Here is a 14,047-nt window from a genome sequence, read left to right on the forward strand (position 1 = left end):
TTGTCTACATGCGGCTCCGAGTGCCCCTAACAGGGATTCGCTCGGGCGCAATTCACACAGGAAATTCGCGGCTAGCCTGACCGCGTGATCATCCTTCAAGGGAACCCAGGTCTAGTTCATGTCGCCAATCACACTCCTCTTGATAGCTATCGGGTTGGGGCTCGCCGGATGGCTCGCGGGTCGGGCCAAGGCGTGGAGCTTCCAAAAAGCGGACCCTGAAACACGCGCAGCGGCACGTCCGACCTATTACGCATGGTATGTGGCGATATGGATCGTCCTGCCAGTTCTCGCCTTCGTTGTTCTTTGGACCCAGATCGCGCCTTACCTAGTAACGCAGTCGGTTCTCGCCTCGCCAGCAGGGGAAAACCTCCCGAGCTTCGGATTTGAGCGCGAAGCATGGTTGTCCGAAGCGCGCGCTGTTGCGAGCGGGTACGCGCCCGGTGTCTTCAACGATGGAGCACAGGCGCTGGTGGAGCCATTTCGCAATGCGATCCAGCGATACTCACTCATCGGCTATGCGTTGACGGTTCTTATCGCGTTTGCTGGCGGTGCGTTTGCCTTCATGCGTGTTCGCCCCGATTTTCGTGCGCGCACCAAGGTCGAACGCACTGTGATGGGTATTTTGCTTGCCGCTTCTCTCGTCGCCATCCTTACGACCTTCGGCATTGTCGCGAGCTTGGTGTTCGAAACCATCCGCTTCTTTGGAATGGTCTCTCCGATAGACTTCCTGTTCGGGACGTTCTGGGGTCCAGATCCGATGAGCAATCCGGACAATCCGGATGGCTCGCGCTTTGGAGCGATCCCGCTCTTCTGGGGCACGATCTTCATTGGCGCGATCATTGCGATGATCGTCGCCATTCCGCTTGGTCTGATGAGCGCGATCTACCTCACACAGTACGCTGCTCCCTCGCTTCGCGCCTGGGTTAAGCCCGCTCTCGAGATACTCGCCGGTATCCCGACCGTCGTTTACGGCTATTTCGCCGCCCTGACTGTCGCGCCCGCCGTGCGTGATCTTGCAGTATCCGTTGGCATTTCCGGCGCATCAAGCGAGAGCGCGCTCGCCGCTGGTGTCGTCATGGGCGTGATGATCATTCCGTTCGTCTCTTCGATGGCCGACGATTCGATGGCAGCTGTTCCCAGCGCGATGCGCGATGGCAGTCTCGCGATGGGGGCAACGCAGTCGGAAACGATCAAGCGCGTTCTCTTTCCCGCCGCCTTGCCGGGCATCGTCGCCGGGATCATGCTCGCAGTCAGCCGCGCTATCGGCGAGACCATGATCGTCGTGATGGCCGCCGGTGCATCGTCGAACCTCACAGCAAACCCGCTCGAGACTATGACGACGGTTACGTACCAGATCGTCGCTATGCTGACGGGCGAAGGCAGTTTCGACCACCCGGCCACACTCAGCGCTTTCGCGCTCGGCTTTGTCCTGTTCCTTGTGACGCTTGTGCTGAACATCATCGCACTGCGCGTCGTAAAACGCTTCCGTGAGGCCTATGAATAAGCAGAGCGCCAATATGGCAGGCGGCCCGACCCGCACCGAAGCCTTCGCAAAACGCCTGAACCAGCGATACCGCGCTGAGCGCCGCTTCCGTGCACTTGGCCTTGGCGCGATCGTCTTTTCGATCGCGGTGCTGATTTTCCTCCTTGGCAACATGCTTGCCAACGGCATCGGCGGGTTTCAGCGCGCCGAGCTTGCTGTCGAGATAAACATGCCGGAAAGCGGCGTGACCGGGGACGAAGTCTCATTGACAGCGCCGAGTTCGACGCAAGTTCTCGAGATGCAGGGCCTGCCTGACATCGTGGAATTCTATGCCGAGCAATCGCTTGGCGAAGCAGGCGCCGCACAGATCAGCCGGGATGCGTGGCGCGACGTTGCCGATGCTTTGAAAGAAGATCCCTCGCTGATCGAACGCACCGAGACATTCCAGCTCGCAGCATCGTCCGACCTTGCAGCTGGCCTTGCCGGCGAAGGATCTGAAGAGATGCAGGCTCTCGCAGAGCAGCTCGCAAGCGAGGGCAAACTGGCCGAGAATTGGGACTGGGGTTTCCTTGCCCGCTCTGACGCAACCAGCCCTCAGCAGGTCGGAATTTGGGGCGCATTGAAGGGCTCGATCCTCACGATGATCGTCACCTTCCTCCTTGCCTTCCCTATCGGCGTTCTCGCTGCACTGTATCTTGAGGAATATGCGCCAAAGAATCGTTGGACCGATCTGATCGAGGTTTCGATCAACAATCTCGCTGCAGTCCCATCGATCATCTTCGGTCTTCTTGGCCTTGCAGTATTTCTGACGCTGTTCCCGAACCTGCGCTCTGCACCCGTCATCGGGGGCATGACACTCGCACTGATGACGATGCCTGTGATCGTCATATCGGGACGCAATGCGATCAAGTCGGTTCCCCCCTCGATCCGTGACGGAGCCCTGGCTGTTGGTGCCTCACCCGTGCAGGTCGTGTTCCATCACGTCCTTCCGCTCGCCCTTCCCGGCATGCTGACGGGAACGATTATCGGCATGGCCCGCGCGCTGGGAGAAACCGCACCGCTACTGTTGATCGGCATGCGAGCATTCGTCGCGACACCTCCTGATGGCTTTACCGCGCCTGCCACGGTTCTGCCGATGCAGATTTTCCTTTGGTCGGACGAAATCGACCGCGGCTTCGTCGAGCGCACCAGCGCTGCGATCATTGTCCTCCTGCTGTTCCTCCTTCTGATGAACGGCCTCGCCATTTACCTGCGTAACAAGTTCGAGAAAACCTGGTGACCCTAGTCCACGAAAGCATTCAGCAAGACAAAGGCGCGAAGATGATCGCGCGTGATGTCTCGGTCTACTATGGGGCGAAGAAGGCCATCGACGAGGTGTCGATCGACATCTCGCCCGACTATGTGACCGCCTTTATCGGCCCGTCCGGCTGCGGAAAATCGACCTTCCTGCGGTGCTTTAACCGTATGAATGACACCATTCCGGTTGCCCGTGTTGAAGGCCTGATCGAACTCGAAGGTGAAGACATCCATTCCGACGCGATGGACGTCGTGCAGCTGCGTGCTCGCGTGGGGATGGTGTTCCAGAAGCCAAACCCCTTCCCCAAGTCGATCTACGAGAACATCGCATACGGCCCGAAGATCCATGGCCTCGGAGAAAAGAAGGCCGACCTTGATGTAATCGTGGAACGATCGCTCACTCGTGCTGGCCTATGGGACGAGGTGAAAGACCGTCTGGAAGACTCCGGTACCGCTCTCTCGGGAGGCCAGCAACAACGCCTTTGTATCGCTCGCGCAATCGCCGTCGATCCTGAAGTAATCCTGATGGACGAACCAGCATCCGCACTCGACCCGATTGCGACTGCCAAAATCGAAGAGTTGATCGACGAGCTTTCGGGGCGTTATGCTATCGTAATCGTGACGCACTCGATGCAACAAGCTGCGCGCGTTTCACAGCGCACCGCCTTTTTCCACCTGGGGAAGATGGTCGAATACGGCCCTACCTCGGACATCTTCACCAATCCGATTGAAGAGCGGACCAAGGACTACATTACAGGGCGCTATGGCTAATGGCAGACCATACGGTCAAGGCATTTGATGAAGACATCACCCGGCTTCGCGGCCTGATCGCGGAGATGGGCGGTCTTGCCGAAGTTGCGATCCAGGAAGCTCTGGAAGCGATGGTTCGGGGCGACGAAGAGCTTGGCGATCGCGTGGTTGCGCGCGACAAGAAGATCGACGCACTTGAAACCGAGGTCGACAAGCTCGCTGTGCGGATTATCGCCCTGCGTGCACCTATGGCCGACGACCTGCGCGAAGTTATCGCTGCCTTGAAGATCGCCGGCGTCGTTGAACGCATCGGCGATTATTCGAAGAATATTGCGAAACGCGTCAGCATGATCGAGGGGCGAGAGCGTTTCGAGCCGCTCACCCTTCTGCCGGCGATGGGAGAACTCGCCGGCGAGATGGTGCACGACGTGCTGACCGCTTATGCCGCACGCGACCCCGGCCTCGCGCGCGAGGTCATCAGCACCGACGCCAAGGTCGATGCATTCTACAACAGCATTTTTCGCAACCTTGTGAGCCACATGGTCGAGAACCCTGCTACCATTTCTAGCGCTGCACAGCTGTTGTTCGTGGCCCGAAATCTTGAGCGGATCGGTGACCACGCGACCAATGTGGCTGAGATGGTTCACTTCGCTGCGACCGGTTCATATCCCCCGGAAGACGACCGCTAGGCGTCTCGCGTGCGTTGTAAGTTAGTGTCGCTCTCACTGGTTGTGGAAAAGTTGGCACCGTGAGATTCATCAAACTGTAGCCAAAGTGAAACATGTGGATTGCGATTGCCCTTGTGTGAATCTGGGCCTCGCGTGGGAGACATTTGATGTCCGCTGCCAAGCTGCTTCTCGTCGAAGACGATCCGGCTCTTTCGGAACTGCTCGAGTATCGCTTCCAGAACGAAGGCTACAATGTCCGCTGCACTGGCGATGGCGATGAGGCCATGGTTCTTGCGAGTGAAGACGTGCCCGATCTGATCATTCTGGACTGGATGATCGAAGGCACGAGCGGAATCGAGGTTTGTCGCAGGCTGCGCCGGGACAAGGAAACCGCGCACGTTCCCATCATCATGCTGACCGCGCGCGAAGCGGAAGACGATCGCGTTCGCGGTCTCGAGACGGGTGCGGACGACTATCTCACCAAACCTTTCAGTCCGCGCGAGCTTCTTGCCCGTGTCGCCGCTGTCATGCGCCGTATTCGCCCCGCTCTTGCTGGCGAGACGATCGAAGTGGGCGATATCAAGCTCGATCCGGTCGCTCACAAGGTTCAGCGTCGCGGCCGCGCCCTGCAGCTGGGCCCAACCGAGTACCGCCTTCTCAAGTTCTTCATGGAAAGCCCGGGCCGCGTTTTCAGCCGCGGACAGTTGCTCGATGGAGTGTGGGGCACGGGCTCGGATATTGAGCTTCGCACGGTCGATGTGCATATCCGGCGCCTGCGCAAGGCCATCGGACTTGAAGGCGCAAAAGACCCGATCCGCACGGTTCGATCAGCAGGTTACGCTCTCGAACCGGCTTAGCGGCAAACACCGGTCCACCGACCATCCTGATCGAAATGGAAGTGGTCGGCGTGTGCCTCGTTATAGTCAGGTGAAAGGACGGTGGCGAACACGCCGCACGCTCCGTCGCGCACCTGTCTCAAGAATCTCGCCTCGTCAGCGTCGCCGTTCCAATCGCTGATCAGACTGATCCGGCGCCCATCCTCGAACACGAATGCCGAAATGTCGATCGCGTTGCCGGTCGCATGCTCGCTCCACGCCCCTTCGCTGCGGCCGTAGAGCCGCCGACAGGAATAGACGCCTAGGTGCTCGATCCGTGCAATTGCGCTCCCGAAGATATTGAGCGCGGCAGGCTCAACGGTCTTGGTACGCCATAGCTCCATCGCTGCTGCAACCGGGCACGTCATCGGAGGAGAATTTGGCGCGAATGGGTAGTCTGTGAGCCGTGTCCGGTCGGGCCGCGCGCATGGCCCCTCGCCGGTTGGATCAAGTACGGCATATCCGACCTCGCTGCGATCAATGACGGCGCGGCATTCCGGCACGTCGTCCTTCAGCGCGACAAGCTTCGTAGCGGTCGCCATTCCGACCGGATGCCTCAGATCAAGCGGGGCCGAAGGATTATGCTCGGGGTGAGCTTCAACCCAGATGTATCCGGAATAGGCAAGGATACCCAGCATCGCGAGCAACAGAAGTCTGCGCTCAGCGTGGAATTTTCCGACCTTGCGGGAGATGCGAAAAGGCTTGGGTTTTTTGGCCATTATCAATGAAAGTCGCGAGAGTTCGGAAGTATCCTTACATTCCTAGGATGCACACGCGTATTGGGCATTTTGCGGCGTCCTCGCCGTGGAGCGCCATTGGCATCGGGCAGTTCATCGATCAGATCGCGCGGACGGATCGCCTCGGCGTTGCTGTCGATCAAGTCATCCCTCGGATTCATCACCCGCTTGCCACCGACTTGGCTTGGAAGCGGGGAATTGACGTGATCCGCACGCGCGACCGGTGCGTTGAGCATGTCGTCCGAGAGCGAATAGAGCTGATCCGTTGCATCATCCATATGGTGAGCAATGACGTGGATCACCTCGTCATCATATTCAACGCGGCCCCGCACCTCCATCAGTCGCGCTCCCATCACGACGCGGCGCTGTTTCTCCTTGAGATCGGGCCATACGACGAGGTTAATCACGCCTGTCTCGTCCTCAAGCGTGATAAAGCAAACACCCTTCGCGCTCCCCGGCCTCTGACGGATCAGCACCACGCCTGCGACCTTGACCATGGAGCGGAACTTGCGGTTCCTGAGGTCGCAAGCGCGCACAAAGCCACGCTCCGCCAACCCTGCGCGCAGGAAGGACATAGGGTGCGCTTTGAGGCTGAGCCGGGTGGTCTGGTAATCGGCGACCACCTCTTCGGACAGCGGCATGGCGGGTAACTGAGTCCGGGCGCGCTCTGCCCCCTCGTCCCGCTCCGCCGCCGCGCGGAATAGCGGCAGGTCTGGCCCAGCGATCAGGCTGCGCGCATCCCATAAGGCTTGCCTGCGCGAAAGACCCAGCGATGTGAACGCGTCGGCGCTTGCGAGCCGCTCGATATACGCCGGACCAAGCCCGCCCCGCTCACGCAGCTCTGCAACATCGCGGTAACCCCCGCCCTCCTCGCGCGCAGCAATCAGTTGCGCAGCGATATGCTCGGGCAATCCATCGATCTGGCGAAGGCCCATGCGCATCGCGATATGCTTGTCGAGGCGCCCCGTCTCGCCGTCACCAGCCTCGCCGATCTCTTCCAAGGTGCAGTCCCATTGCGATGCGTTCACATCGGGCGGCAATACCTCAACCCCATGCTCGCGCGCATCGCGCACGATCTGCGCCGGCGCGTAAAAGCCCATGGGCTGGGAATTGAGCAAGGCAGCCGCAAAGGCCGCAGGGAAATGGCATTTGAGCCAGCTCGACACGTAGACCAGATGCGCGAACGAAGCGGCATGGCTTTCGGGAAAACCATACTCGCCAAAGCCTCTGATCTGATTGAAGCACCGCTCGGCAAAGTCGGGATCATAGCCGCGCGTCACCATGCGCCCGACCATCATGTCCTGAAGCTCATCCACCATCCCGCGCGAGCGGAAGGTCGCCATCGCCTTGCGCAAGCGATTGGCCTCAAGCGACGAGAACTTTGCCGCATCGAGAGCAATCTTCATCGCCTGTTCCTGAAAGATCGGAACGCCGAGCGTGCGCTCAAGGATGCTTGAAAGCTCGTCAGGCGGACCATGCTGCGGCGATGGCGCGGGGATCTGTACCGGCTCTGCACCCCGGCGGCGTTTCAGGTAAGGGTGTACCATGTCGCCCTGAATCGGACCGGGCCTGACAATCGCGACCTGAATGACGAGATCATAGAATTCACGCGGGCGTAGGCGCGGGAGCATGTTCATCTGCGCGCGGCTTTCGACCTGGAACACCCCGAGCGAATCTCCCTTGCGCAGCATCGCGTAGGTCTCAGGGTCTTCGCGCGGGACCGTCGCAAGCGTGAGTGCACGGTCGTGGTGCGCTTCGAGCAGGTCGAGACATTTCTTGATGCAGGTCAGCATGCCAAGCGCCAGCACATCGACCTTGAGGATACCGAGCGCCTCGATATCGTCCTTGTCCCACTCAATGAAACTGCGTTCCGGCATCGCGCCATTGCCGATCGGAACCGTTTCGGTGAGTGCGCCCTCAGTGAGGATAAACCCGCCTACATGTTGCGATAGGTGGCGCGGCATGCCGATCATCTGCTCGGTCAGCTTGAGGACGCGGCGAAGGTGCGGGTCGGTGATGTCCATGCCGGTTTCGGCAGCGTGCTTTTCGCTGATCTCGCGGCCCCACCCGCCCCAGACGGTCTTGGCCAGGCTCGCAGTCACGTCTTCGGATAGGCCCATCGCCTTGCCCACTTCGCGGATCGCCATACGTGGGCGATAGTGGATGACGGTCGCGGTGAGCCCGGCACGCTCGCGGCCATACTTTTTGTAGATGTATTGGATCACCTCCTCGCGCCGCTCATGCTCGAAATCGACGTCGATATCGGGCGGCTCCTTGCGCTCTTCGGAGATAAACCGATCGAATAGCAGTTGGTGCTTGGCCGGATCGACCGATGTGATTTCGAGGCAATAACACACGGCAGAATTGGCCGCCGACCCGCGCCCCTGACACAGGATCGGCGGCTCAACGCTGCGGGCGAAATCGACGATATCCTTGATGGTGAGAAAGTAGCGCGCAAGGTCGAGCCTCGCGATCAGCGCAAGTTCGCGTTCGAGCGTCTGCTCCACGCTGTCAGGAACGCCATGTGGATAGCGTCGCTCTGCCCCCGCCCATGTCTCGATCTCGAGATATTCCTGCGGAGACATGCCATCGGGATAAATCTCTTCGGGGTATTCGTAGCGCAGTTCCTCGAGGCTGAAATCGCAATTGTCGGCAACCTCGCGGGCAGCGTGGATCGCGTGCGGCCAGCGGGCGAACAGGTGCTGCATTTCCTGCGGGGATTTCAGGTGCCGCTCGGCATTGGCGTGAAGCAGGTGCCCGGCCTGCGCGACCGTGGTCTTGTTCGCAATCGCGGTCATCACGTCCTGCAACGGACGGCGCTCGGGCGCGTGATAGTGAACATCGTTCGTCGCAAGCAACGTCAGGCCGTTCTCATGGGCCAGCGCATCGAGCCGGTCGATCCTCGCGGTGTCGCCGCCGCGGTAGAGATACGAGGCCGCGATATGGCCCAGTGAGGGAAGCTGGCGGGTCAGATGAGGGAGGATTTCAGCGAATGAGGCAACGACCTCAACCACCTCTGCCTCGTCACCTTGCGGACGCAGCGGCACGACGTTGCTCGGCACCTGGATCGTGAATTCGGTCTCAAGATCTTCGGGCGGCAACAGGATGAGCTGTATGCCCTCACCGTACTGGGCCAGCATTGCGAGGTCGATCTCGCACACGCCCTTTTCCTGCCATTCGCCCGACAAGGTCTGCATCCGGCCAGCGCTGATAAGCCGTGAGAGACGACCATAAGCGGCGCGGTCCTTCGGATAGGCTAGGAAGGCGAGCCCCTCGACCGTTTCGATCCGGCAGCCGATCACGGGCCGCAGTTTGAGCGTCGTCGCCTCGGTGTGGATGCGCACCACGCCCGCAAACGAGTTCGCATCGGCAATCCCGATCGCGTCGTAACCAAGGCTGCGCGCCGTCATCGCAAGGTCAACCGCGTCCGAAGCTCCGCGAAGGAAGCTGAAACAGCTGACCAGGCCGAGCTCGACGAAGGGCGCGCGTTCAGGACGATCGATCAGGTCAGGGTCGATCTCCAGCGTACGTTTGTCCGGGGTAAGCGGGGCGTCGGGCATCGGCTCACAACCCTATTCCGTCAGCTCGGCTAGCCGCGCGCGCACCACCGCGAGATCGCGCGCAAACAGCTGTCCTTGCTCATCGCAAGCCTCCCCCTCTAGCCGCAACAGGTAGGAGGGGTGGACCGTGACCCACAATTCGCTGCCATCCTCAAGCGGGATCGGGCGACCGCGTTCCTTGCCGACGCTCACCGTGCGGCCCAACAGTCCGCGCGCTGCGCTTGCCCCCAGTGCAAGGACCACGCGCGGTTTAACGAGGCTGCGTTCGGCCTCAAGCCACCAACGGCACGTATCGACCTCCTTTGCGGTCGGGGTCTGGTGGATGCGGCGTTTGCCCTTCCACTTGAACTTGAAGTGCTTGACCGCATTGGTGACGTAGGCCGTGCTGCGATCGATCCCGGCGTGGTCGAGGCACTGGTCGAGCAACTGCCCGGCAGGCCCGACAAAAGGTCTTCCCTGTTGGTCTTCCTGATCGCCAGGTTGTTCACCTACGATCATCAAGGGCGCATCAGCAGCCCCCTCGCCCATCACTGCACGCGTGCCGCAATCGGCGATCGGGCAATCGCGGCAGGCGGCAATGCCCTGTTCGACAGCGGCGAGGCTTTCGGGAATCGCCTTTACCTCGCGCTCGCCCGCGGCGACCATGCCCGCCTCGCGCGCCTGTGCCCCTGCGATCAGATCGGGGATCAGCTCGGCCTCTGGCATGTTCTTCCAGTATTTCTTGGGCATCTCGGAGAGCATCGCCCCGACCTTCAAACGCGCCGGATTGAAGATTGAGGCGTAATAGGACTTCCACAGCTCCTCGGTCGGGTCGCCTTGTGGAGCGTCTTCGCGGCGCGCGGGGCCGCTTTCGCGCATCGTCTCACCATCCCAGTGAATGCAGCCGCGCGGGGTCAGGATCGACCACTGCATGTTGGCAAAGCGGCGCATGAAAAATCCGGCATTGGCGCGCACGATGTGATGATCGGGCTCGAACCACGCGACGTAGTGGTCATCTCCCACTTCGCGAAAGCGCACGAAGGCGTGCATCTTGTGGCTGTCGCGGCGCACCTCCTTGTCGAGTTCCTCGATCCGGCGCACGTCGGGATCGGCGCTGTCTTCCATCGCACGCGGGTTCGACTGGAGACGCCACAGCACTCGGTACAGGAGGCCGAAACGCTGCGGATCGGAATGGAGCGCGGCGTTGCGGGCAAGCTTGAGAAAGCGTTTGCTCGCGCGCACGGGCCGCGCGTTGGAGCTGGGCACCGGCAAACGCTTCTCGCTGCGTGCCGGTCCTTCGAGCGCAAAGAGATCGCCTGTTCCGCCCGGCTCGACCCAACTCACCCGGTCAGGCGGCACGTCGCACTGGATGAGCCCACGCGCACGCTCTCGCCAGAAGGCGAAATCATCTGGCGCGGGCAGATGCACGGCATAATGCGCACCGAGCGAGACATTCTGCATCGCGGTCATCAGAACAGCTCCAGCTGCTCTTGCTTGGGCGCGAGTAGCGCGCGCAGGTCCGCGCGATCGGTCAGCATGGTCGGCCGCCAGTCGACGGTGCACAGGAAGGGTCGCACCTTGGCGATCGACTGAGTGAGCCTGGCGACGTCATCAAGCCGCAGGGTCCGATGCCGCCGGGCCTTGAGGATGCGCGCTACCGCCGTCGTTCCTAGCCCCGGAACGCGCAACAATTGCTCCTTCGACGCGCGGTTCACATCGACCGGGAACTGGCCCCTGAATTTCAGCGCCCATGCCAGCTTGGGGTCGATGTCGAGCGGCAGGTTGCCATCAGCCTCGGTCGCCTGTGCGACTTCTCCGGGAGCGTAGCCATAGAAACGCATCAGCCAGTCGGACTGATACAGACGGTGCTCACGCATCAATGGAGGGCGCTTCAAAGGCAGCACTGCGCTCGCATCGGGGATTGGAGAGAAAGCGCTGTAATAGACGCGGCATAGACCGAATGCCTTGTAGAGCGTGCTCGCCTTGCCCACGATATCGACATCGCGCGCCGCATCCGCGCCGACAATCATCTGGGTCGACTGACCAGCAGGCGCGAAGCGCGGCGCGTGCTTGAAACGCTTGCGCTCGTCCTTTGCCTGAATGATCCGCGCCTTGGTCTTGCCCATTGCGCCTTCGATCTGCGCCTCGTTCTTGTCAGGCGCGAGGCGCGAGAGGCCTGAACGGGTCGGCAGTTCGACATTGATCGAAACGCGGTCGGCGAACAGGCCCGCCTGATCGATCAGTTCAGGATCGGCCTCAGGGATCGACTTGAGGTGAATGTAGCCGCGAAAATCGTGTTCCTCGCGCAGGATCCGCGCAGCCTCGACCAACTGCTCCATCGTGTGATTGGCGCTTTTGACAATGCCGGAGGACAGAAACAGCCCCTCGATATAATTGCGCTTGTAGAAATTGAGCGTGAGGTCCGCGACCTCCTGCGGTGTGAAGCGCGCGCGGCGTACATTCGAGCTCTTGCGATTCACGCAGTAATGGCAGTCGAAAATGCAGTGGTTGGTCAGCAGGATCTTGAGCAGCGAGATGCAGCGACCGTCCGGGGCGTAAGCGTGGCAAATTCCCATGCCTTCGGTCGAACCGATGCCTTTTCCGCCAAGCGAGTTCTTGCGCGCAGTCCCCGACGACGCGCACGAAGCATCGTATTTCGCCGCATCGGCAAGGATTTCGAGCTTTTCGCGGAGCGTTTCACTGGACATATGTTCTTTATATGTTCCAGAGCGGGTTTTGCCAAATGCAAAGGATGCAATTCAGCTATGTGAGGCTAGACTATAGTCTGCGCGACTGATCGTCTTTCTCAACCGCTACGTCCGGCACTTGTGCTGCGCAGAGATGATCGAGCACCGCGGGGTGAACCTCTCCTTCGAAAGAAATGCCCGCCACCCGGTCCTCCATCCATGCAACTTTGCCTACGGGGACGTAAATGTTCGACACTTTCATGGTGATGCGATCACCCACATTGGCAAACCCGCGTGAGCCACTGACCTTGCAGCCGCCTTCGGAGATATCGATCATTTCGACATAGACGGGGCGCGACTCAACACGGCTCTTCACCGTCAGGCGCAACGGGCGGCGCTGCGAGTCGCGTGGAGTAGCGTGTAGGCTCATGGTTTCCAGATCGCATATTTCCGTAAAGGAAAGTTTAGTCTGGCGGTAAGGCCCGCTTAGGACATTCAAGCGGACAAGCCCTGAAGAAACCAGTCGGGCATTCCGCCCCGACCATCTCCGACAATACCATGCCGGTAGATCCAGTAGCGGGCACCATCGGCATCTTCGATCCGGTAATAATCGCGCAGCCGCACGGTAGAGCGCACTCGCCACCATTCCGGCGCAATACGTTCCGGTCCTTCGACCCGCGTCACTTCGTGCACCTGCCCACGCCAGCGAAAACGCTGCGGATAGCCGTCGGGCGACGCATAAAGGACGGCGATTCGTTCGGGCTGATCGAGCAGTTTCAGTGGCCTGTCGCGCAAAGGCTCAGTCTGAACCGGCCATGCGCCTTCAAGCGGCGGGTGCCAGCTTTGCGCTCGCTCGGGCAAATGGCTGGCATGCGGAACCGGGCGACGCACTGCGTCAGGTCCAAGCCGCACGCTCAACCTGTCGATACAGGCCGCAAGCGAAGTGCCATGGCGCTCTGCCGCTGCCTCGACGTCCCCCTGCTCCGCATCAAGCGGTTCAGCCCAGCTGGCACGCAGCCGGACAGTCTCTATCCCGAAACCGGCGTCGATATTATCGAGCTTTTCCTCGAACAGACGAGTGATGTGCGTTGCATCGCGGGTTGCGGCGGCGAGTTCGAGTCGCCGCACGATGACTTCGCCGTCGACCCGCCACAGACCGAGTTCGAGGCGCCTCGCCCCTTCTCCCCGTCCCTCGAGCTCGCGGGCCATGTCCTCGGCAAGATCTGCAAGCACGCGGTCCAGCAGCGAACGATGGCGCAGAGGTTCCATCAGGCGGCGCTGCACAAGCGGCATTTGCTGCGGGATGACCGGCAGCAGCGGCTCGGGCACTCGACCGAGCAGCTGGTCAAGCCGAATAAGCGGGTTTGCGCTGGGCGATTTGCGGTTGCGGAACCGGCGATGGAGAGCATCGCGCGCAGCCTCCTCGCTGCGGTTCACGGCGCCGGTCGCGATGTCAGCAAGGTCGCCAAGCCGCTTGAGACCCAAACGCCGCAAGACGGTGAGCACGTCGTCATCAAGCCGCAGCGCTGCAACCGGCAGTTCGGCAAGCGCGCGGTTCATATTGTCGTTTGCTGACAGGATTGAACGTGGCGGCCCGTAGTGAGCCAAGGCCCATGCTGCACCTGCGGTCGGCGCAATGCTGGTGCGCACGGCGTAACCGCGCGCGGCAAACGCGGCTTCAACGTCAGCCAGCAAGCGCGCCTCACCGCCGAACAGGTGCGCGGCGGCGGTAGTATCGACCAGCACACCGTCGGGTGGGTCAAGCGCGCTCCATGGACCCCAGCGCTGCGCCCACACGGCAAGCTTTTCAAGGCACGCAAGATCACCCGCCGGATCAGCGGGAGCCGTCTGTATCGACGGACACACCGTGCGCGCATCGGCAAGCATCATCCCGGCCATCGCACCGGCCTCTTGCCCCGCGCGGTTTACGGCGTGGATGCGTGGCCCGTGCGCGGTTTCCGTGATGAGGACGGTAGGGTCAGCATCCGCGCCCTCACCAGGCATGCAGACCT

At 61.0% G+C, this 14,047-nt stretch carries 11 protein-coding genes; 5 read left to right on the top strand and 6 right to left on the bottom strand.

The window, feature by feature from the left end; all coding sequences use genetic code 11:
* The first annotated feature begins 118 nt into the window (after positions 1-118).
* The 5 genes from pstC to phoB all read left to right on the top strand — a co-directional run bounded on the left by pstC (position 119) and on the right by phoB (position 5,054).
* Complete coding sequence (pstC, locus tag AC0V6T_RS07140) at positions 119-1,504, top strand: phosphate ABC transporter permease subunit PstC (RefSeq protein WP_007164062.1); 1,386 nt, start codon at positions 119-121, stop codon at positions 1,502-1,504.
* The gene (pstA, locus tag AC0V6T_RS07145; RefSeq protein ID WP_486125552.1) at positions 1,497-2,762 is read left to right on the top strand and encodes a phosphate ABC transporter permease PstA; all 1,266 of its coding nucleotides are present in this window, start codon (positions 1,497-1,499) and stop codon (positions 2,760-2,762) included. Before pstC ends, pstA begins: the two co-directional genes overlap by 8 nt.
* Positions 2,763-2,803: 41 nt before the next feature.
* Positions 2,804-3,550, top strand: coding sequence for a phosphate ABC transporter ATP-binding protein PstB (gene pstB / locus AC0V6T_RS07150; RefSeq protein ID WP_241761239.1), 747 nt, complete (start codon positions 2,804-2,806; stop codon positions 3,548-3,550).
* Positions 3,550-4,218: a phosphate signaling complex protein PhoU gene (gene phoU / locus AC0V6T_RS07155; protein WP_007164059.1), complete on the top strand. Its 669-nt coding sequence runs from the start codon at positions 3,550-3,552 to the stop codon at positions 4,216-4,218. The genes pstB and phoU overlap by 1 nt, the downstream gene beginning before the upstream one ends.
* Before the next feature lie 146 nt (positions 4,219-4,364).
* Entirely contained in the window at positions 4,365-5,054 is a 690-nt protein-coding gene (phoB, locus tag AC0V6T_RS07160; protein ID WP_486125554.1) for a phosphate regulon transcriptional regulator PhoB, read from the top strand.
* Here phoB and AC0V6T_RS07165 read toward each other — a convergent pair.
* From AC0V6T_RS07165 to AC0V6T_RS07190, 6 genes are all read right to left on the bottom strand, one after another.
* Positions 5,051-5,791, bottom strand: a complete 741-nt coding sequence (locus AC0V6T_RS07165) for an extensin-like domain-containing protein (protein WP_486125556.1) — start codon at positions 5,789-5,791, stop codon at positions 5,051-5,053. The genes phoB and AC0V6T_RS07165 overlap by 4 nt on opposite strands.
* Before the next feature lie 2 nt (positions 5,792-5,793).
* Entirely contained in the window at positions 5,794-9,369 is a 3,576-nt protein-coding gene (locus tag AC0V6T_RS07170) for an error-prone DNA polymerase (RefSeq protein WP_486125558.1), read from the bottom strand.
* Positions 9,370-9,381: 12 nt separating this feature from the next.
* On the bottom strand, positions 9,382-10,818 hold the full coding sequence (locus AC0V6T_RS07175; protein ID WP_486125560.1) for a UdgX family uracil-DNA binding protein: 1,437 nt from the start codon (positions 10,816-10,818) through the stop codon (positions 9,382-9,384).
* Positions 10,818-12,056: a putative DNA modification/repair radical SAM protein gene (locus AC0V6T_RS07180; RefSeq protein WP_486125562.1), complete on the bottom strand. Its 1,239-nt coding sequence runs from the start codon at positions 12,054-12,056 to the stop codon at positions 10,818-10,820. The genes AC0V6T_RS07175 and AC0V6T_RS07180 overlap by 1 nt, the downstream gene beginning before the upstream one ends.
* Positions 12,057-12,126: 70 nt before the next feature.
* Entirely contained in the window at positions 12,127-12,465 is a 339-nt protein-coding gene (locus tag AC0V6T_RS07185; protein ID WP_083776254.1) for a PilZ domain-containing protein, read from the bottom strand.
* Between the two features lie 65 nt (positions 12,466-12,530).
* Positions 12,531-14,039, bottom strand: a complete 1,509-nt coding sequence (locus AC0V6T_RS07190) for a Y-family DNA polymerase (protein WP_486125564.1) — start codon at positions 14,037-14,039, stop codon at positions 12,531-12,533.
* Positions 14,040-14,047: the final 8 nt, after the last annotated feature.

The organism is Erythrobacter sp. S158 (genome assembly GCF_057364915.1).

What these genes read in the sequence shown, in the direction of transcription:
- AC0V6T_RS07165 (WP_486125556.1), bottom strand. Translation starts at nt 5,791, where the DNA reads ATGGCCAAAAAACCCAAGCCTTTTCGCATCTCCCGCAAGGTCGGAAAA.
- pstB (WP_241761239.1), top strand. Translation starts at nt 2,804, where the DNA reads ATGATCGCGCGTGATGTCTCGGTCTACTATGGGGCGAAGAAGGCCATC.
- AC0V6T_RS07185 (WP_083776254.1), bottom strand. Translation starts at nt 12,465, where the DNA reads ATGAGCCTACACGCTACTCCACGCGACTCGCAGCGCCGCCCGTTGCGC.
- AC0V6T_RS07180 (WP_486125562.1), bottom strand. Translation starts at nt 12,056, where the DNA reads ATGTCCAGTGAAACGCTCCGCGAAAAGCTCGAAATCCTTGCCGATGCG.
- pstA (WP_486125552.1), top strand. Translation starts at nt 1,497, where the DNA reads ATGAATAAGCAGAGCGCCAATATGGCAGGCGGCCCGACCCGCACCGAA.
- AC0V6T_RS07175 (WP_486125560.1), bottom strand. Translation starts at nt 10,818, where the DNA reads ATGACCGCGATGCAGAATGTCTCGCTCGGTGCGCATTATGCCGTGCAT.
- AC0V6T_RS07190 (WP_486125564.1), bottom strand. Translation starts at nt 14,039, where the DNA reads ATGCCTGGTGAGGGCGCGGATGCTGACCCTACCGTCCTCATCACGGAA.
- pstC (WP_007164062.1), top strand. Translation starts at nt 119, where the DNA reads ATGTCGCCAATCACACTCCTCTTGATAGCTATCGGGTTGGGGCTCGCC.
- phoB (WP_486125554.1), top strand. Translation starts at nt 4,365, where the DNA reads ATGTCCGCTGCCAAGCTGCTTCTCGTCGAAGACGATCCGGCTCTTTCG.
- AC0V6T_RS07170 (WP_486125558.1), bottom strand. Translation starts at nt 9,369, where the DNA reads ATGCCCGACGCCCCGCTTACCCCGGACAAACGTACGCTGGAGATCGAC.
- phoU (WP_007164059.1), top strand. Translation starts at nt 3,550, where the DNA reads ATGGCAGACCATACGGTCAAGGCATTTGATGAAGACATCACCCGGCTT.